This is a genomic window from Pseudomonas sp. B15(2017) (assembly GCF_002113215.1).
Classification (GTDB): Bacteria; Pseudomonadota; Gammaproteobacteria; order Pseudomonadales; family Pseudomonadaceae; genus Aquipseudomonas.
The window spans coordinates 69,168-87,528 of sequence record NZ_NEJZ01000016.1 but is presented as its reverse complement, the minus strand read 5'-3'; the positions used below and the strand labels follow the sequence as shown (position 1 = coordinate 87,528).

The 18,361-nt window shown below is 60.0% G+C and carries 19 protein-coding genes; 9 read left to right on the top strand and 10 right to left on the bottom strand.

What is annotated here, in order from left to right:
• Positions 1 to 17: 17 nt before the first annotated feature.
• The 4 genes from CAF73_RS21875 to CAF73_RS21860 form a co-directional block, all read right to left on the bottom strand.
• On the bottom strand, positions 18 to 395 hold the full coding sequence (locus tag CAF73_RS21875) for a DUF2892 domain-containing protein (protein ID WP_085683107.1): 378 nt from the start codon (positions 393 to 395) through the stop codon (positions 18 to 20).
• A gap of 81 nt (positions 396 to 476) precedes the next feature.
• The gene (locus CAF73_RS21870) at positions 477 to 947 is read right to left on the bottom strand and encodes an RNA methyltransferase (RefSeq protein WP_007958066.1); all 471 of its coding nucleotides are present in this window, start codon (positions 945 to 947) and stop codon (positions 477 to 479) included.
• Positions 948 to 1,141: 194 nt separating this feature from the next.
• Complete coding sequence (locus tag CAF73_RS21865) at positions 1,142 to 1,513, bottom strand: YajD family HNH nuclease (protein ID WP_007944009.1); 372 nt, start codon at positions 1,511 to 1,513, stop codon at positions 1,142 to 1,144.
• A gap of 48 nt (positions 1,514 to 1,561) precedes the next feature.
• Positions 1,562 to 2,248, bottom strand: a complete 687-nt coding sequence (locus CAF73_RS21860) for a hypothetical protein (RefSeq protein ID WP_085700620.1) — start codon at positions 2,246 to 2,248, stop codon at positions 1,562 to 1,564.
• 79 nt (positions 2,249 to 2,327) lie between these two features.
• Between CAF73_RS21860 and CAF73_RS21855 the strand changes: the two genes are divergently transcribed.
• On the top strand, positions 2,328 to 2,612 hold the full coding sequence (locus CAF73_RS21855; RefSeq protein WP_085700621.1) for a hypothetical protein: 285 nt from the start codon (positions 2,328 to 2,330) through the stop codon (positions 2,610 to 2,612).
• On the opposite strand, the gene CAF73_RS21850 is transcribed toward CAF73_RS21855, so the two are convergent.
• Both CAF73_RS21850 and CAF73_RS21845 read right to left on the bottom strand, forming a co-directional pair.
• Complete coding sequence (locus CAF73_RS21850) at positions 2,609 to 3,082, bottom strand: cyclic nucleotide-binding domain-containing protein (protein WP_007956482.1); 474 nt, start codon at positions 3,080 to 3,082, stop codon at positions 2,609 to 2,611. The two genes, CAF73_RS21855 and CAF73_RS21850, sit on opposite strands and share 4 nt — an antisense overlap.
• A gap of 139 nt (positions 3,083 to 3,221) precedes the next feature.
• Entirely contained in the window at positions 3,222 to 5,276 is a 2,055-nt protein-coding gene (locus CAF73_RS21845) for a S9 family peptidase (RefSeq protein ID WP_085703812.1), read from the bottom strand.
• 1,150 nt (positions 5,277 to 6,426) lie between these two features.
• Between CAF73_RS21845 and ltrA the strand changes: the two genes are divergently transcribed.
• The 4 genes from ltrA (at position 6,427) to CAF73_RS21825 (ending at position 10,068) form a co-directional block, all read left to right on the top strand.
• Positions 6,427 to 8,124, top strand: coding sequence for a group II intron reverse transcriptase/maturase (gene ltrA / locus CAF73_RS21840; RefSeq protein ID WP_085703811.1), 1,698 nt, complete (start codon positions 6,427 to 6,429; stop codon positions 8,122 to 8,124).
• 95 nt (positions 8,125 to 8,219) lie between these two features.
• A complete protein-coding gene (locus CAF73_RS21835; RefSeq protein ID WP_085700623.1) occupies positions 8,220 to 8,720 on the top strand; it encodes an MFS transporter in 501 nt (166 codons plus the stop codon).
• A 16-nt stretch (positions 8,721 to 8,736) separates the two neighbouring features.
• Complete coding sequence (locus tag CAF73_RS21830) at positions 8,737 to 9,513, top strand: class II glutamine amidotransferase (RefSeq protein ID WP_085703810.1); 777 nt, start codon at positions 8,737 to 8,739, stop codon at positions 9,511 to 9,513.
• A gap of 12 nt (positions 9,514 to 9,525) precedes the next feature.
• Complete coding sequence (locus CAF73_RS21825; RefSeq protein WP_007956487.1) at positions 9,526 to 10,068, top strand: DUF2937 family protein; 543 nt, start codon at positions 9,526 to 9,528, stop codon at positions 10,066 to 10,068.
• A 54-nt stretch (positions 10,069 to 10,122) separates the two neighbouring features.
• Here the strand turns inward: CAF73_RS21825 and CAF73_RS21820 are convergent, their stop codons facing one another.
• Entirely contained in the window at positions 10,123 to 11,034 is a 912-nt protein-coding gene (locus CAF73_RS21820) for a LysR family transcriptional regulator (protein ID WP_085703809.1), read from the bottom strand.
• Between the two features lie 146 nt (positions 11,035 to 11,180).
• Between CAF73_RS21820 and CAF73_RS21815 the strand changes: the two genes are divergently transcribed.
• The 4 genes from CAF73_RS21815 (at position 11,181) to CAF73_RS21800 (ending at position 14,907) form a co-directional block, all read left to right on the top strand.
• A complete protein-coding gene (locus CAF73_RS21815; RefSeq protein ID WP_085700626.1) occupies positions 11,181 to 12,467 on the top strand; it encodes an MFS transporter in 1,287 nt (428 codons plus the stop codon).
• A gap of 66 nt (positions 12,468 to 12,533) precedes the next feature.
• Positions 12,534 to 13,286, top strand: a complete 753-nt coding sequence (locus CAF73_RS21810; RefSeq protein WP_085605606.1) for a 5-oxoprolinase subunit PxpA — start codon at positions 12,534 to 12,536, stop codon at positions 13,284 to 13,286.
• Complete coding sequence (gene pxpB, locus CAF73_RS21805; RefSeq protein WP_085703808.1) at positions 13,283 to 13,987, top strand: 5-oxoprolinase subunit PxpB; 705 nt, start codon at positions 13,283 to 13,285, stop codon at positions 13,985 to 13,987. Before CAF73_RS21810 ends, pxpB begins: the two co-directional genes overlap by 4 nt.
• Entirely contained in the window at positions 13,984 to 14,907 is a 924-nt protein-coding gene (locus CAF73_RS21800; protein WP_085703807.1) for a biotin-dependent carboxyltransferase family protein, read from the top strand. The genes pxpB and CAF73_RS21800 overlap by 4 nt, the downstream gene beginning before the upstream one ends.
• A gap of 129 nt (positions 14,908 to 15,036) precedes the next feature.
• On the opposite strand, the gene CAF73_RS21795 is transcribed toward CAF73_RS21800, so the two are convergent.
• The 3 genes from CAF73_RS21795 to CAF73_RS21785 form a co-directional block, all read right to left on the bottom strand.
• Positions 15,037 to 16,215 (bottom strand): VWA domain-containing protein, encoded by a 1,179-nt coding sequence (locus tag CAF73_RS21795; RefSeq protein ID WP_007956512.1) that lies wholly within the window; start codon positions 16,213 to 16,215, stop codon positions 15,037 to 15,039.
• Positions 16,216 to 16,227: 12 nt separating this feature from the next.
• Entirely contained in the window at positions 16,228 to 17,073 is an 846-nt protein-coding gene (locus CAF73_RS21790; protein WP_007911294.1) for a MoxR family ATPase, read from the bottom strand.
• A 176-nt stretch (positions 17,074 to 17,249) separates the two neighbouring features.
• Positions 17,250 to 18,326: a DUF748 domain-containing protein gene (locus CAF73_RS21785; protein WP_085703806.1), complete on the bottom strand. Its 1,077-nt coding sequence runs from the start codon at positions 18,324 to 18,326 to the stop codon at positions 17,250 to 17,252.
• Positions 18,327 to 18,361 lie beyond the last annotated feature (35 nt).

Here is an 18,361-nt window from a genome sequence, read left to right as displayed (position 1 = left end):
TCAAGGTAAATCCAGAATCAAACCCCGGCTTTCGGCGATTTCACTGAGTCATTACCGGTCACCGTGGCGGTGTTGGTCGCCGCTTCGGCATTGGCCTTGAGCTTGCTCAGCTCGTCGCCGGCCCGCTCGATCTTTGCCCGCACGTTGTTCATGTCCTGACGACTTTTCTCCAGCAGGCTTTTTACCGAGCTGTGGCCGGTGATGCCGCGGGCCATGGCCACACCGCCAATCGCCACCTGAATCAGCCCGAACACCCCGCCACGGCGCAGGCCCTTGCCGACCATGATCACGCCGCCGGCCAGCGAGCCGATGCGCTCCCAGCCTTCGACGTTCTGCTCGGAACGGCTCTGGAACGGGGTGGATTCGATACGCTCGACGCGTTTGAGCTCGGTCATGATCTTTCTCCAGGCAATGAGTAATCGATAAACAAGCTGACTGCGCAGGCGGTCAGCTCGTTCCATCGGATGTGCGGCGTTTCAGCGAAATTTCGGTCCGGAGCGGGTATTCAGGCCTTTGGCCATGCGGTCGTAGAGCACGACGTTGACCGTGGCGGCGAGGTTCATGCAGCCGGTGGTCGGGATGTACACGACGTCTTCGCACCAGTCGCGGATCTCTTGATCCAGCGAACCGTCTTCGGGGCCGAAGATGTACAGGGCGCGGTCCGGATGGGTGTATTCGGGCAAGGGGCGGGCGCCGTCGACCAGTTCCACGGCGACCGGGACGCAGTTGAGCGGCAGGATCTTTTTCAGGTCGTCGATGCCGATCAGCGGGATGTCGTAGTGCACGCGCTTGGTGTCGGTGACGAAATCGGCGGCGCGCTCATAGCGCTTGCCGGTGTAGAACACGGTCGACACGCCGTAGCAGCCTGCGGCGCGCATCACCGAACCGACGTTTTCCGGTGATTTGGGGTTATACAAACCAATGCAGCTGTACCGTTTGTCTGCCACGAGCGGGGTGCCTTCGGGAAAAAGAGGGCGATTATACGGGGATTGGGGGAGGGCGGGCAGATTGAGGATCTGCGGTGCTGATCGTTCCCACGCTCTGCGTGGGAATGCCTCAATGGACGCTCTGCGTCCGCTTTGGGACGCGGAGCGTCCCGGGCTGCATTCCCACGCAGAGCGCGGGAACGATCATGGCAGGCTCAGTCTTCTTTTTTCATCAACCCGGCCAGCGCCGCAAACGGGTTATGCGTGGCCTTGGCGATTTTCGGCGTGCTCAGCGAGCCTTCGCCGAAGTACTGCTGGTCGGTGTAGCGCGAGTGTTCGTTGTCGTGGCAGTACAGGCACAGCAGTTCCCAGTTGGAACCATCCTGCGGGTTGTTGTCGTGGTTGTGGTCGCGGTGGTGCACGGTCAATTCGCTCAGGCGCTTGCCGGAAAACTCACGGGCGCAGCGGCCACACACGTGCGGGTACATCTTCAGGGCCTTGTCGCGGTAGCCCATTTCCTTGTCGCGCTGGTTGTCGGCAAGGATGCGATCCAGCTTCGAAGTGTTGGTCGGGGTGGACGAACTCATGGGTTCACCTTTGCAGAAGACTAATGACGGTTATGAGGCAAGTTTAGCTCAGCCCTTGAGCTTCTCGGCAATCCAGATCGTGTGGCGCGTGCCTTTGTTGCCGTGGGCAAAGACCTGCACTTCCTCGGCCTTGAAACCGGCCTTGCGCAATTTGTCGGAAAACTGCCGGTCAGCGCTGGCCGACCACACCGCGAGCACGCCTTTGGGCCGCATCGCCTTGGCGCAAGCGGCAAGACCGGCGGCGGAATACAGCCAACTGTTGGCCTTCTGGGTCAGGCCTTCGGGGCCGTTGTCGACGTCGAGCATGATCGCGTCGAAGCCATTCGGCTCGCTTTGCAGCACCTTGGCCACGTCTTCCTGACGAATCACCGTGCGCGGATCGAGCAGCGGACGTCCGGACTTTTCTCCGAGCGGGCCACGGTTCCACTCGACCACGCCAGGCACCAGCTCGGCGACCACCACTTCGGCGCTCTTGCCCAGATGCTTGAGTGCGCAGGCGAGGGTGAAGCCCATGCCCAGGCCGCCGATCAGCACCCGCGAGTTCGGCCGACCAGCGACCTTGCGGCACGGGATCTCGGCCAGCGCGTCTTCGGAACCGTGCATGCGGGTGTTCATCAATTGGCCGCCGTCGCCGCCCTGGATCTTGATGACGAAGTCCTCGCCATACTCGAACAGGCACAGGGCACCGCCGTTGTCAGGGATCGGCGTGGTGTCGAGCAGAACGAAACGTTTCATGGAAATCTCTACAGGGGGGAAGGCAAGCCGGCGCGTTGGGAGTAGCCTGAAGGCAGACTTCAGGCCAACGGAGCCCTTGATGAAGCGCACCATTCTAACGGCCATTACCCTGGCCGCGCTCTCGATAACTGCCGTACAGGCGCAACAGACGATTCCCGTCAGCCCGACACCGCAACCGGGCTCGCCCGGTACTGCGACGCCAACCCCGTATCCGCAGATCAGCCCGGTGCCGATTCCCAAGGCCGGCCCCGGCAGTGGCGGCCCGCCGCTGGTGCCGATCGAAATGCCCAGCCCGCCGACCAAGGATCAGCCATTGCCGGGCCTGGAACAGACCGACAGCAAACCCAAATCCCCGGGAGGCTAGATCTGCTGGGCGGCGAGTTGTCCGTCGGCCATGCGCAGGCGTTTGGACAGGGAAACGGCGAGGGCGCGGATGATCTTGGCGGCAATCTTCGGCGCGTCGTTGAGCATTTTTTCCAGCGAATCCTTGCCGAGATTGAGCAACTGACAGTTGCTCGCCGCGACGCAAGTCGCCGAACGGCGCTCACCGTCGAGCACGGCCATTTCGCCGAACGCCCGGCCGCTGCGCAGGGTAGCCATGGTCACGACCTGGCCGTCGCCGCCGGTTTTCTGCACGGCCACCTGGCCGGTGTGGATGATGCACATGAAACTGCCGGCATCGCCTTCGCGAAAGATCGCTTCACCTTCAGCCACGGTGCTGATGCTGAAGTAGCCCGACGCGGCGGCGAAATCCGCCAGTTGCAATTGATCGAACAGGCCGCAGTCCATCAGCCAGTCGCGGATTTCGTTGTTCAGTAGAGTGGGTTCTGACATGTCGTCACAATCTTTTTGTTTTCACAGGTTGCAGGCACTACACGGATCGTTGTGGGAGCGAGCTTGCTCCCACAATGGGATCTGTGGTGTATCGACCGCCGGGGTCTGGAATTAAGACCCAAGTGACCGGCGGAGTTCCTCAGGCAATGCCCAGAACCTTGAAAACAAATGCATATTCGAGCGCTACGTCACGTAATCCCTGATAACGCCCGCTCATCCCGCCATGGCCGGCGCCAAGTTCGGTCTTGAGCAGCAGCAGATTGTCATCGGTCTTGGTTGCGCGCAGCTTCGCGACCCACTTGGCGGCTTCCCAGTACTGCACGCGGCTGTCGTTGTAACCGGCGATCACCAGTGTCGCGGGATAAGCCTGGGCGGTGACGTTTTCGTATGGCGCGTAAGCCTTGATCCGCTCGTAGACCTCCGGCTCTTCGGGATTGCCCCACTCGTCGTATTCAGTGACGGTCAACGGCAGGTCCGGGTCGAGCATGGTATTGAGCACATCGACGAACGGCACTTCGGCAATCGCCACGCCGAACAGATCCGGACGCTGGTTGAGCACCGCGCCGATCAGCAGTCCTCCGGCACTGCCGCCGCTGATCGCCAGTTGTGGTGCGGTGGTGATGCCGTTGAGGATCAGGAATTCGGCGCAGGCAATGAAGTCGCTGAAGGTGTTGTGCTTGTGCTCCTGCTTGCCGGCGCGGTACCAGGACTCGCCCAGTTCGCCGCCGCCACGCACGTGGGCGATGGCGAATGCCATGCCGCGATCCAACAGGCTCAGGCGAGCGTGGGAGAACCACGGATCGAGGCTCGAACCGTAGGCGCCGTACCCGTACAGGTACAGCGGCACTGCTTTGCCGACCATTTCCCGTTTCATCACCACACTGATCGGCACCTGGGTGCCGTCCGGCGCAGTGGCCCACAGGCGTTGGCTGACGTAGGCGTCGGCGTCGAACGGACCGAGCACCGGGGTTTCCTTGAGCACGGTCTGTTCGCCGGTGGCGAGAATCAGTTGCCGAACCTGAGCCGGACGGTTCAGCGCTTCATAGCGCAGGCGAATGCGGTCGCTTTCGAACTCCAGGCTGTTTTGCACGTAGAGACTGTAGGCCGCGTCCGGCAATTGCACGCGATAAGGCGCCAGACCGTGTGGGCGAACTTCGATGATCGGCAGACCACCTTCGCGCAGGCTCAGGGTCAGGGCTTCGGCGTTGAGGGTCACGCCATCGAGCATCACCGAATCGCTGTGCGGGATCAGGTTCTGCCAGTCGGCTTCGCTCGGCGCGATGCCGGTGTCCGGCGCCTGATACAGGGCGAAGTTGATGCCGTCTCGGTTGGTGCGGATGAACCAGGTCCATTCGCCATCGAGTTTGCCGTGGTCGACGTCGTACTCGTGATCCTCGACCCGTGGCGCCAGGCAAGTGAACGGTTGGTGCGGCTGATTGGCGTCCAGCGCCCAGACTTCGCTGGTGGTCTTGCTGCCAAGCGACAGCAGCAATTGCTGTTCGGAGCTGGCGCGGTAGCAATGCAGGAAGAAACGCCCGTCCGGTTCGTGGAACACCTCTTCGGCGGCAGTACCGTCGAGGCGATAGCGGAACAGCTTGTGCGGGCGATGGGTATCGTCGAGCACACCGAAAAACAGTGTCAGGCTGTCATTGGCCCACGTCATGCTGCCGTCGCAGTCCTGGAATTCCAGTTCGCTGACGCGTTCGCTGGATAATTCCTTCACGAACAGCGTGTAAATCTCGTCGCCCGAGGCATCGACGCTGTAGGCCAGGCGCTGGTGATCCGGGCTGATGCTGAACGCGCCGAGGGAGAAAAAGCCGCCGTTGGCCAGTGCATTCGGGTCGAGCAGCAGCTGTTCGCGGCTTTCGTCGAGGGTCAGGCTGTTGTCGGCCGGGCGTGGGCAACGGTAGTGACGGGCGTATTCGTCACCTGCAGTGGTGCGGGTGTAATACAGATACGGGCCCCATGGCGACGGCAGGGACAGGTCGGTTTCGAGGATCCGGCCCTTGATCTCCTCGAACAGGGTTTCGCGTAGTCCGGCCTGATCGGCAGTCTGCGCCTGTTGATAGTCGTTTTCAGCCTTGAGGTAGTCGAGCACCGCGTCGGTGTCGCGTTCCTGCAGCCAGGCGTACGGGTCGTGACCGGCAGCCTTGTGGGCAATCGGGGCGCTGATGACGTTGGCGGATACGGGCATGGAAAGCTCTCGGACATGACAAATAAGGGCCGCACGGACGGCGGGGAAGCCTGACGTGCGAAAAGTCGTTACTATAAGCGCCTCTGTGCGACACGCGTAGCGTGTCTTCAAGACTTCGAGGTGGATGGTCATCTTGAAGGGCTGTCTGATTACAGCCAAGGCTGGAGTACCCAATCTCCGGAATAATAATCCATCAAAGAAGTCCACTGCCTTCAAGGACTTACCGTTGCGGCGGGGCGTGCCCACAGTCGATCAGCATTCGATACTATCGACCGGGAAAGGATCTTTTTCTTTCTAGAATGCATCTTCAATCTTCGGTTCTCACAGAACCCCACCCCAGCGGGAAAGAATCCCCGCAAGGGTTTTCTCCTGCTTCCGAAACAGGAGGAAACACTTTTCTGAGCATGCTGACTTTGTCAGTTCTTGCTTATCCCTCTGAAGACTCGAGCGAAAGCTCTGTCTGTCATTGTCCACTCGGCTTGCTCGCAAGCCGGCAGCGGACTCGTTGTGCGACCAACGATAGCCTAGGAAAACATGCGTCATCGGCAACGATGAGGTGTGAAGCTTTTCTAACAACGTAGCCCCTGAAAAGGTCTGCAGCCACCGTGAGGGGCTGTGGAGATGCTCGGAGCTGAACCGGGTTGAGGCGCCAGGCTGGTTGGCATGGGCAACATATGTGAACTGCTGATAAACGTCGTAATTATAAACAAGCCAAAACAGCTGTCAGGCTTGAGCCAAAAGGCAAAGTGATCGGATATCTCTGTAGAGGCTGGAGATACGTCGTCATCAGGATCACCGGCGAAAAGGCAGGCCCTGAACCAATCGTGTGACAGGCAGGGAACGTGGTAAGCCCGTATGGCTGCCTTCGGGCAGGTGAACCGCAAGGGGATCTGTTGGCTGTGCGGGTATGGGATCGCAGATAAAGCGAAAGTCGATCTGTAATGGGTCGAATAGGGGTTGGAACATCACCCCACGGGAAACCGGGCAGACTTCTGCGAGGTCTTTCGTCGCATGAACTCTGACTGAGCCTGTCTCAATAATTTCAGAAACCTGCAGTTTAGGTTTCCCATTTATCCAGCCCTGACGGGACGTCCATTCCCGTCAGGGGATGCGTACGTCTTCAGCTCAGGCAATTTGAGAGGAAGGCAGCATGAAAGTACACAGCCCTACGGCCGTGTCTGCGCCTTCCGGCGCTCCGCAACAATGGCATGACATCGATTGGTGGCGTGTTCAGCGGAATGTCCGGGCGATGCAGTTACGGATTGCGAAGGCTTGTCGGGAAGGCAATTGGCGCGGGGTTAACTCCCTGCAACGAATGCTGACCCGCTCTCGTTCGGCCAGATATTTGGCTGTTCGGCGAGTCACTGAAAACCAGGGCAAGCGCACGGCGGGAGTCGACCGCGTGCTCTGGGATACACCCGATGCCAAATGGAAAGCGGCGAACGGGTTGAAGCGCCACGGATACAAGCCACGGCCGTTAAGGCGTGTCTTCATTCCGAAGTCGAATGGGAAGGAACGCCCTCTGGGCATTCCGACCATGACTGACAGGGCCATGCAGGCTCTATACCTGCTGGCTCTGGCGCCCATTGCAGAAACCACCGGAGATCCGAACAGCTACGGCTTCAGGATCGAACGCTCTACCGCTGACGCGATGGGACAGCTGTTCATCTGCTTATCCAAGAAGGTTTCGGCCGAATGGGTACTGGAGGCGGACATCAAAGGCTGCTTTGACTACATCAACCATGACTGGCTGATCGCCAATGTCCCTACGGACAAAACGATCCTCCGGAAATGGCTAAAGGCTGGAGTGATTCATAAAGGTCAGCTTCAGGCAACGGACGCCGGTACGCCACAAGGCGGGATTATTTCGCCAACCTTGGCAAATATGGTGCTGGATGGACTGGAGTCACAGCTCAAGCAACATCTGGGCGTGACGAAAGCCAAGAAGCTGAAAATCAATGTGGTGCGTTATGCGGATGACTTTGTGATTACCGGAAACTCGAAAGAGATGCTGGAAAGCGAAATCAGACCTTGGGTGGAGCAATTCCTCGCTGTGCGGGGATTGCAGCTGTCACTCGAGAAAACCCGCGTGGTTCACATAGACGAAGGCTTTGACTTTCTGGGATGGAATTTCCGCAAGTACGAGGGAAAGCTCCTGATCAAGCCAAGCAAGAAAAACGTGAAAGCGTTCTATCGCAAGGTGAAGGACGTCATCAGTACCAACAAAACGGCAAAGCAAGAGGATCTGATCCAACGGCTGAATCCGATACTGCGTGGCTGGGCGATGTACCACCAGCCGGTGGTTGCTAAGAAGGCGTTTAGCAGAATGGATAACTCTGTTTTTCATGCTCTGTGGCGTTGGGCGAAAAGGCGACATCCAAATAAATCGTTGGAATGGGTCAGGAGAGGTTATTTCCAACCCCATGAAGGCAGAAGTTGGGTATTCGCCACCACGGCGATGAGGACGGACGGGACGAAAGCAATAGCTCCCCTGTACTCAATAGCGAGCACTGCGATCGAGCGGCATAGAAAGGTGAGCGGGGAATACAACCCCTTCGATCCTTCCATGGAGGAAATGGGAGAGAAATTGCGAATGGTGCGAATGCTTAAAAAGCTGAAGTATCGGAAACAGATCGTAAGTCTTTTTCAAAGCCAAAAAGGTCTATGTCCGCTGTGCAATCAGCCGATTACCAAGGAAAGCGGGTGGCACGACCATCATGTAATCCACCGCTCCCAAGGCGGTGGAGACACCTTGGATAACCGAGTACTATTGCATCCAGTTTGTCATCAGCAGCTACACAGCCGTGGATTGACAGTAAACAAGCCGGCTCCAACCGGGGCTTTTTAAAGACTTGAGCCGTATGCGTTGAAAGGCGCACGTACGGTTCTTAGGGGGAGGCAGACCAGTAATGGTCTGTCTCTACCCGACTTGCCTGCCTTGCCATGGACACCATGACCGAGAACGACTATCTGATCGCCTGGGGCCTTTACGCCTTTGCCGCCGTGGGCTGCCTGCTGGTGTGGATGCGCATGACCCGCTGGATGTGGCGCTGGCTGCGCGAGCCGCTGCGTGTATTGATGGCGGTGTTGCTGTTCAGCCCGACCATCATTGACCCGGTGAAGGAAAAATTCGCCCCGGCCATCGCCATCACCGTGCTGGATCTGGCGTTCAAGGTCGGCAACAACGCCTGGCGCGCGATTTCCGAACTGCTCATGTACGCCATGATCGCGTTCGGCCTGTACCTGATTTTCGTGCTGATCCGCTTCCCGATCGAGCGCGCGTCGAACGCTCGCAAGGAGCAGGCCGAAGCCGCTCGCGCAGCCGCCCGTGCCGAAGATGAGCGTGACGGCGATCAACCGTTCGGCGGCGCCGGCGATGATCGTTATGGCCGCCCACCGCTGCCGAGCAATCCGCAGCGTCGGCGCGTCGAGCCGCGTCTGTAATCACGAGAGTCCGCACATGTGTGAATTACTGGGCATGAGTGCCAACGTGCCGACCGACATCGTGTTCAGCTTCACCGGGCTGATGCAGCGCGGCGGTCGCACCGGCCCGCACCGCGACGGCTGGGGTATCGGTTTCTATGAAGGGCGCGGCTTGCGCCTGTTCCAGGACCCGGCGGCCAGCAGCGAATCGGAAGTGGCCAATCTGGTGCAGCGCTATCCGATCAAGAGCGAAGTGGTCATCGGTCATATCCGTCAGGCCAACGTCGGCAAGGTCTGCCTGTCCAACACCCACCCGTTCGTCCGCGAACTGTGGGGGCGCAACTGGTGCTTCGCGCATAACGGCCAGCTCGCCGATTTCTCCCCGATCAAGAGTTTCTACCGCCCGGTCGGCGATACCGACAGTGAAGCGGCGTTCTGCGATTTGCTCAACCGCGTACGTGCAGCGTTTCCGGAACCGGTCGATGTCGAAGCGCTGCTGCCGAATCTGGTCGCGGCCTGCGCCGAATACCGCAGCAAAGGCGTGTTCAACTGCCTGCTCAGCGACGGCGACTGGCTGTTCTGCTATTGCTCGACCAAACTGGCACAGATCACCCGTCGCGCACCGTTCGGCCCGGCGCGGCTCAAGGACGTCGATGTGATTGTCGACTTCCAGGCCGAAACCACGCCCAACGACGTGGTCACGGTGATTGCCACCGAACCCTTGACCGAAAACGAAACCTGGACCCGCTATGAGCCGGGCCAATGGAGCCTGTGGCGACGCGGCGAATGCGTCAGCCAGGGCACGACCGAATAAGGATTTCCCCGAATGTTGCTCAGTTATCTACGGCTGGTGTTGTTTGCGGCGGGCCTGTTGATCGGTGTCCAGGTGCCCGGCTTCATCAACGATTACGCCAAGCGGGTCGAAGCGCACCTGATCGAGGCGCAGACCGGTCTGCGCGGTTTCCAGGGCACCGCCGAGCAGTTTTTCAAGGGTGATATCCAGGCGCTGGTCGCTCACTATCGCGCCAGCGAAGACCCGGTGTTTCGCAGCGATGCCGACAGCCTGAGCACTTTGCTCAATCGCCAGCTGGCGCTGGACAAGCAATTCCAGGCGATGCAAGGCCCGTGGTACATCCGCTTCCTGCAAGTGGTGCTGGCCGCCGACCCGGACATCCGCAAGGAAACCTGGAACGGCTACAGCTACCAGATCCTGCTGACGCCGGAAGCGATGATCTGGGGCATGAGCGGCGCGTTGCTGCTGTCGTTCGGCCTTGAATGCCTGTTTCGTCTGATCGACTGGGTGGTGCTGGGCGGCAAGCGCCTGCGCCAGAGCCGGCCGATCGAAGACCGGGATGTGCGCGGGCTCTGAGCCTTATGAAGATCGTTCCCGCGTCGAGGCGTCGAACCGTCCGCGTGGGAACGATCAACTCAGAACGATGTAATCCGTGCCGACCTTGCGCGCGTACCCCTCCAGCACCTGCTGACACAGCGTCACAATCTCCTCGACCCATTCCACGCCGACCCGCCACGACACCACGACCTGCAGGTTCGGCGGGCGTTGTTCGATGTCGAGCAGGGTCAGTTCGCCCCGCGCCAGCTCCTCGGCCACCAGCACCGGCGGCAATGCGCCAATGCCGAACCCGTCGCGTAACAGCCGGGTAATCGCCGACACCGAATTCACACAGTTCAAGCGTGGCGCCAACATGCCTTGGGCCTGCATCAGCGCCAGAATGTCCTGATGTGGCCGGGAGTTTTTCGAGTAGGTGATGATCCGTTCCTGGGCCAGGTCGGCGAGGCTTTGGTAGTCGCGGTTGTAGATCGAGTTGCTGGCGACGATCCAGCCTATGGGGTGGCTGGCCAGTTCCAGGCTGCGCACGCTTTCATGGCGCACCAGATCGGTTTGCAGGATCAGATCGAGAAAGCCTTTTTGCAGCTGATCGCAGAGGTTCAGCGAGGTATCCGCCACCAGCTCGATTTCCACCCGTGGGTACAGATCGGTCATCTGCGCCACCAGCGGGCTGAGCCAGGTGTGAATGACCGTGTCCATCACGCCGATGCGCACCCGGCCGACCTTGCTCGATCGGGTCTCGATCGACTGCTTCAGCGCCTGCATCGTGTCGAGCATCTGCTCGGCATAGTCCAGCACTTTCAAACCTTCGGGCGTCAGGCTGACGCCGCGTGAATCACGCACAAACAGCTTCACCCCGAGCTCGCCTTCGAGCACCGCGATCCGGCTGGAGATCGAGGCCTGGGTGGTGAACAGCTTGTCGGCGGTCAGGCGAAAACTTTTCAGCCGGGCGACCCAGACGAAGGTTTCGAGAAACTTCAGGTTCATGGCAACAAATTTTTCTTATGTCTTGGGCGGGTTTTTATTCGTTGGACGCGACCGGGTGACGCACCCAAGAATCGACGCATCCGGTTCCCACGATAGGCGTCGTCGGAGCTTCGAACAAGACCAATAAAAGCCTGCGGAGACATGCCATGAGTGCGCCCGACACCCTCGACCTCCCCAAGACCACGGCCCGTCCCGGCCCGTTCGACTGGTATCGCAACATCAATCAGCAGGAGCGCCGGACGTTCTGGAGCTGCAAGATCGGCTACGGTCTGGACGGCATGGACACCCAGATGCTCAGCTTCGTGGTGCCGACCCTGATCGCGATGTGGGGCATCACCACCGGTGAGGCCGGGTTGATTCACACCAGCACGCTGATCGCCTCGGCCATCGGCGGTTGGGTGGCGGGGATTCTCTCCGACCGCATCGGCCGCGTGCGCACCCTGCAACTGACGGTGCTGTGGTTCGCCTTTTTCACTTTCCTCTGCGGTTTCGCCCAGAACTACGAACAACTGCTGATCGCCCGCACCCTGATGGGCTTCGGTTTCGGCGGCGAATGGACCGCCGGCGCGGTGCTGATCGGTGAAGTGATCCGCGCCAAGGATCGTGGTAAAGCGGTCGGTATGGTGCAATCCGGCTGGGCGCTGGGTTGGGGGCTGACGGCGATTCTGTATGCGCTGCTGTTCTCGGTGTTGCCGCCGGAAGACGCCTGGCGCGCACTGTTCATCCTCGGCATCGTGCCGGCGGTGTTCGTGATTTTCGTCCGGCGTCTGGTGAAAGATCCGGAGATCTACCGCGAAGCCAAGGCCAGACAAACCCCGGAAAGCCCTTCGAAGTTCTACGAGATCTTCGCCCCCGGCATTCTCTTCACCACGATCCGCGCCTCGCTGCTGACCACCGGCGCCCTCGGCGGTTACTACGCAATCACTTCCTGGCTGCCGACTTTTCTGAAGAATGAACGCGGCTTAAGCGTACTCGGCACCGGCGGTTATCTGGCGATGGTGATCATCGGTTCCTACGCCGGCTATGTGATCAGCGCCTATTTGACCGACCTGTTGGGCCGCAAGAAGAACTTCATCCTGTTCGCGGTCGGCTCGTTCACCATCGTTCTGCTCTATACCCAATTGCCGGTCAGCAACGGCGTGATGTTGTGGCTGGGCTTCCCGCTGGGCTTCTTTGCTTCGGGGATTTTCAGTGGTATGGGCGCGTTTCTAACCGAGCTGTTTCCGACCCGGATTCGCGGGTCGGGGCAGGGCTTCTGCTACAACATCGGCCGGGCGCTGGCGGCGTTGTTTCCGCTGCTGATCGGGCTGCTCAGCCAGAAAGTACCGCTGAGTGTAGGCATCGGTGCCTTCGCGGCAGTGTCCTACGGCGTGGTGATTCTCGCGGCGTTGAGCCTGCCGGAAACCCGTGGCAAACAACTGGACGCGCAGTAACTGATAACCTGCGGGGCACTGTCTGTCCCACGGCAAAAAAAGAAAAGAACTACAGGAGTGTTCACCGTGAGCCGCCTGCTATTGAACTGTGACATCGGCGAGAGCTTCGGCAGCTGGACCATGGGTCTGGACGCGGAGGTCATGCCCTTCATCGATTGCGCCAACATTGCCTGCGGTTTCCACGCCGGCGATCCGGGCATCATGCGCAAGACCGTCAGCCTGGCCCTGAGCCATGGCGTGCAGATCGGCGCGCATCCGGCCTATCAGGATCTGGTGGGGTTCGGCCGACGTTCCATGGCCTACACCGCCCAGGAACTGCAAGACATCCTGCATTACCAGATCGGGGCCCTGGACGGCATTTGCCGCGCCCAGGGTGGCAAAGTCAGTTACGTCAAACCCCACGGCGCGATGTACAACGACATGATGGCCAACCCGGCGCAGTTGCGAGCGGTGATTCAGGCTGTCGCGGCTTACGACCGCAGCTTGCCGCTGATGCTGATGGCCACCCGCGACAACACTGCCGCGCAACAGCTCGGCGATGAATACGGCGTGACCCTGTGGTTCGAAGCCTTCGCCGACCGCGCCTACGACAGCGCCGGCCGACTGGTCTCGCGGCAGCTGCCGGGTGCGGTGCACCACGATTCCGAAACCATCATCGGGCAAGCGCTGACCATCGCCCGTGGCGACAACCTCACCGCCAGCGACGGCAGCGCGCTGCATCTGCAAGCCAACACGTTGTGCGTCCACGGTGACAACGCCAGTTCAGTGGCCGCCGTGCAACGCATTCGTCAGGCCCTGAACGAGCAGAGCGCGCCATGAATCCGCGGGTGGAGGTGGTGGCGCTGGATTGCCTGATGCTGCGCCTGTTCGATGAAATCGCCGAAACCAACATGCCGTGGATGCTCGCCGCCAGTGAGCGCTTACGCACAGTGTTCGGCGAAAATCTGATTGATCTGGTGCCGTCGTACACCACGTTGATGGTGCATTACGACCTGACCGGATTGAATCCGAATCAGGCTCGGGAGTTGATTGCCGAAGCCTTGATCGACCTGTCGCCGAATGCGCGCGCCAGCGGCCAGCGTCATGTGCTGCCGGTCTGGTACGACCTGAGTGTCGGCCCGGAACTGAGCTTGCTGTCGCAACGCAGCGGTTTGTCGGTGGAAGAAGTGATTCGCCGTCACAGTGCTCGGGAATATCAGGTGTTCGCGCTCGGTTTTGCACCGGGGTTTGCCTTTATGGGGCTGGTGGAAGAAGTCCTCGCGGCACCGCGTCTGAATACCCCACGCAAGAAAGTCGCCGCCGGCAGCGTCGGCATTGCCGAACGGCAGACCGCGGCGTATCCGGTGGTGTCACCCGGTGGCTGGAACCTGATCGGTCGCACACCGGCAAAACTGTTCGACCGTGAGCGCGATGGCTACAGCCTGATGCAGCCCGGCGATACCGTGCGTTTCGAAGCAGTGAGCCACGCCGAATTCATCCGTCTTGGCGGTGACGACACGCCTCTGGAGGCCTTGGCATGAGCCGACTGACAATTGAGGCGAGTACGCCGCTGTGCCTGTTACAGGACGCCGGGCGGTTTGGCGTGCGCCATCTGGGTGTGACTCAGGGCGGTGCGGCGGACTGGCGGTCGATGGCCTGGGCCAACTGGCTGCTGGGCAATGGGCTGGATTTGCCGGTGATCGAAATCACCCTCGGCGGTTTTACGGTGGTGGCTGAAGAAGATTGCCTGCTGGCATTGGCGGGTGCCGATCTTGGCGCGCAGATCGACGGTGAGGCGTTGGCGCCGTGGCGCAGTTTCAAACTGCGCAAAGGGCAGACCTTGAAGTTCACCCAGCCGTTGCTGGGCGCGCGGGCCTATCTGGCGGCGCCCGGCGGGTTCAGTGCGCCGAAAGTGCTGGGCAGCAGTGCCACGGTGGTCCGTGAGGAACTGGGTGGTCTCGATGGTTTCGGCTTGCCATTGGCCAGGGGCTCCTCGCTGAGTTATCAGGGCGAAACCCTATTGATGCGTGAGGTTCCGGCACAGCATCTACCGGACCTGCGCCTCGACGCTCCGCTCGATCTGGTACTCGGCGCGCAGATCGGTCAGTTCAGCGGGCAGAGCCTGTTCGATGCATTCAACAAGGCCTGGACGCTGGACAGTCGCGCCGATCGCATGGGCATTCGCCTGTTGGGGACGGCGTTGCAGTATCAGGGCAAGCCGATGATTTCCGAGGGCATTCCGCTGGGCGCGGTACAGGTGCCGCCGGATGGGCAGCCGATCGTGTTGCTCAATGACCGGCAGACCATTGGCGGTTATCCGCGACTGGGCGCGTTGACGCCGTTGGCACTGGCGCGTCTGGCACAGTGTCTGCCGGGAGCGATGGTCAGATTGCGCCCGGTGGTGCAGGAAGTGGCACACCGGGAACACGTCGAGTATCTGAAGCGATTTATCGACCGCTGAAAGCATCGTCGGAACGCCGCCCGAAGCAAGCCCGCTCCCACAGTGTTCGAGATGTACACGAAATTCATGTACACCACCGATACCTGTGGGAGCGGGCTTGCCCGCGATAGCGTCAGTGCAGGCAGCCGATTATTTGGACAAAAACCGCATCCCTTCTTCCAGACCGCGCAACGTCAGCGGATACATCTGATCCTCGATCAAGTCCCGAACGATATTGGTCGACGATGTGTAGCCCCACGTATCTTTCGGATAAGGATTGATCCAGATGAGCTTCTTGTACTTCTCCATGAAGCGCTGCATCCACACGTAACCCGGCTCTTCGTTCCAGTGCTCGACGCTGCCGCCGGCCTGGGTGATTTCATAGGGTGCCATCGCGGCGTCACCGATGAAGATCACTTTGTAGTCGGCACCGTACTTGTGCAGCAGATCCTGGGTCGACGTGCGCTCGGAGGTGCGGCGCATGTTGTTCTTCCACACCGATTCATAAATGAAGTTGTGGAAGTAGAAATACTCCAGGTGCTTGAACTCGGTCTTGCAGGCCGAGAACAGTTCCTCGCAGATCTTCACGTGGGCGTCCATCGAACCGCCGATGTCGAACAGCAGCAACAGCTTCACCGTGTTGCGCCGTTCCGGGCGCATCTGGATGTTCAGCAGGCCGGCGTCCTTGGCGGTGTGGTCGATGGTGCCGTCGATATCCAGCTCTTCCGCTGCGCCCTGACGAGCGAATTTGCGCAGGCGGCGCAGGGCGACCTTGATGTTGCGGGTACCCAGCTCCACAGAGTCGTCGAGGTTTTTGTACTCGCGTTGATCCCAGACTTTCACCGCTTTGCCCTGGCGCTTGCCGGCATCGCCGACCCGGATGCCTTCCGGGTTGAAACCGCCGGAGCCGAACGGACTGGTGCCGCCGGTGCCGATCCATTTGTTGCCGCCGGCGTGGCGCTCCTTCTGTTCTTCCAGGCGTTTCTTGAACTCTTCGATCAGCTTGTCCAGACCGCCGAGGGACTGGATCTGCGCGCGTTCCTCGTCGGTCAGCGAGCGCTCGAACTCCTTGCGTAGCCAGTCTTCGGGGATCAGCGCCTGCAAGTGATCGTCGAGCTTTTCCAGGCCATTGAAGTAGGCACCGAACGCGCGGTCGAACTTGTCGAAATGCCGTTCGTCCTTCACCAGGATCGCCCGGGACAAGTAGTAGAACTCGTCCATGTCAGCGAAAGTCACGCGCTGTTTCAGCGCGTTGATCAGGTCGAGCAACTCGCGCACCGACACCGGCACCTTGGCTGCACGCATTTCATTGAACAGGTTGAGCAACATGGCGTCAGCCTCTTAACGGGTGCCGCGACGGCTCATGAACGCCAGGCGCTCAAGCAGTTGCACGTCCTGTTCGTTCTTTACCAGCGCACCGGCCAGCGGCGGGATGGCTTTGGTCGGATCGCGCTCGCGCAGCACGGCTTCGCCGATGTTGTCGGCCATCAGCAGTTTCAGCCAGTCCACCAGCTCGGAGGTCGATGGCTTCTTCTTCAGGCCCGGCACCTTGCGCACGTCGAAGAACACGTCCAGCGCTTCGCTGACCAGATCCTTCTTGATGTCCGGGTAGTGCACATCGACGATTTTCTGCAGGGTGGTGCGGTCGGGGAAGGCGATGTAGTGGAAGAAGCAGCGGCGCAGGAACGCGTCCGGCAGCTCTTTCTCGTTGTTGGAGGTAATGATGATGATCGGACGCTTCTTGGCTTTGATGGTCTCGTCGATCTCGTAAACGTAGAACTCCATCTTGTCGAGTTCTTGCAGCAGGTCGTTGGGGAACTCGATGTCGGCCTTGTCGATTTCGTCGATCAGCAGAATGACGCGTTCTTCGGACTCGAACGCTTCCCAGAGCTTGCCCTTCTTCAGGTAGTTGCGCACGTCGTGGACTTTTTCATTGCCCAGCTGCGAGTCGCGCAGACGGCTGACCGCATCGTATTCGTACAAGCCCTGATGGGCCTTGGTGGTGGATTTGATGTGCCAGGTGATCAGCTTGGCGCCGAACGATTCGGCCAGTTGCTCGGCGAGCATGGTCTTGCCGGTGCCCGGTTCGCCCTTGACCAGCAGCGGCCGCTCCAGGGTGATGGCGGCGTTGACCGCCAGCTTCAGGTCATCGGTGGCGACGTAGGCCTGGGTGCCTTCGAACTTCATCTGCTAATCCTCGAACGGTAACGCCGACCTGAACGGGCAGGGCGGGGGCGAAATAATCGGATGCCCGACTATAACGCGCGGCCCGGTCAACTGTGAACGCAGACGGCTTATTCAGTCTCTGAATGGGGCGTCACATGTTGACTCGGTTTCAGCCGAGGGCCAGTTGAACAAGTGCGCTAACCCGCATCCGGCTTCGGCCGTTCATACCGCGCATTGAACGCCTGGATGAATCCATTGCGCAAAATCTGCAAAAACGCTTCGAATGCGCTGATATCTTGCTGGTGCACGCTGCCGCTGAGTTCGACCCGGGTGGCGAACTGGTTCTTGCCCTGGTTTTTCAGCACGGTTTCGGTGCCACCGACCAATGCTTCCCAGATCGAGCGGAAGATCCCCTTGTTCTTGTTCTCGACATCCTGCTGCCAGTTGAATACGTCGACGTCGCGCAGCAGCGGTTTGATGTAGCCCTTGAGTTGGCCGTTGGTGGCGGCGGCTTCGATGACCACGTCGCCGTGGCCGGCGTTGAAGTCGAATTTGCCGTAGGCCGAGGCGAAGTCGTTCATGCGCTTGAGTTCGATGTCCCGGGCCCGCAGGCGAAATTCGAAGTCTTCGAAGTTGCTCAACGGGTCGAAGGTGGCGCTGGTTTCCAGCGGCGCATGGCCCAACAGCAGGGCTTTGCCTTCGAAGCTAGCGTCACGCTTGCCTTCCTTGTCGACCACGTTGGTCAGGTTGTAAATGCTGGCATCGACATTGGTCGCATTCATGTTTACCGGTGGTTTGGAGTTGAAGTTGCGAAAGCTGATACGGCCATCGTTGATCTGCACCTCGTCGAGGGTGATCGGCAGCAATTTGCTCAACTGCTCGCGCCAGTCGGTGCCTTGACCGGTCTGGGAGCTCTGCTTGTTGGCGCCGCCATCAACGAAGTTCACCTGAGGTTTGAAGAATTTCACCTGCGCCACGACAGCATGGTCATACCAAAGCGAGTGCCAACTGACAGACAGGTCGATAACCGGCGCATCGACGAATGGCACCGGTACCTTGCCGTCGGCCTTGACGATTTTCAGGCCATTGATCTTGTACGCGCCGCGCCAGAGCGCCAGGTCGACGTCGGTGATCTGGCCGCGGTAGTCGCCCATGTTGGCCAGTTTGTCATTCAAGTAATCACGCACGAGGTAGGGCAGGGCGATGTGCAGGGCGACCAGTAATACAACGAGAGTGGCGAAAATCCACAATGGCCAACGGTAGCGACGCTTCATGGCAGCAAATTCCGAACGGTGTAAAGCGATTGACT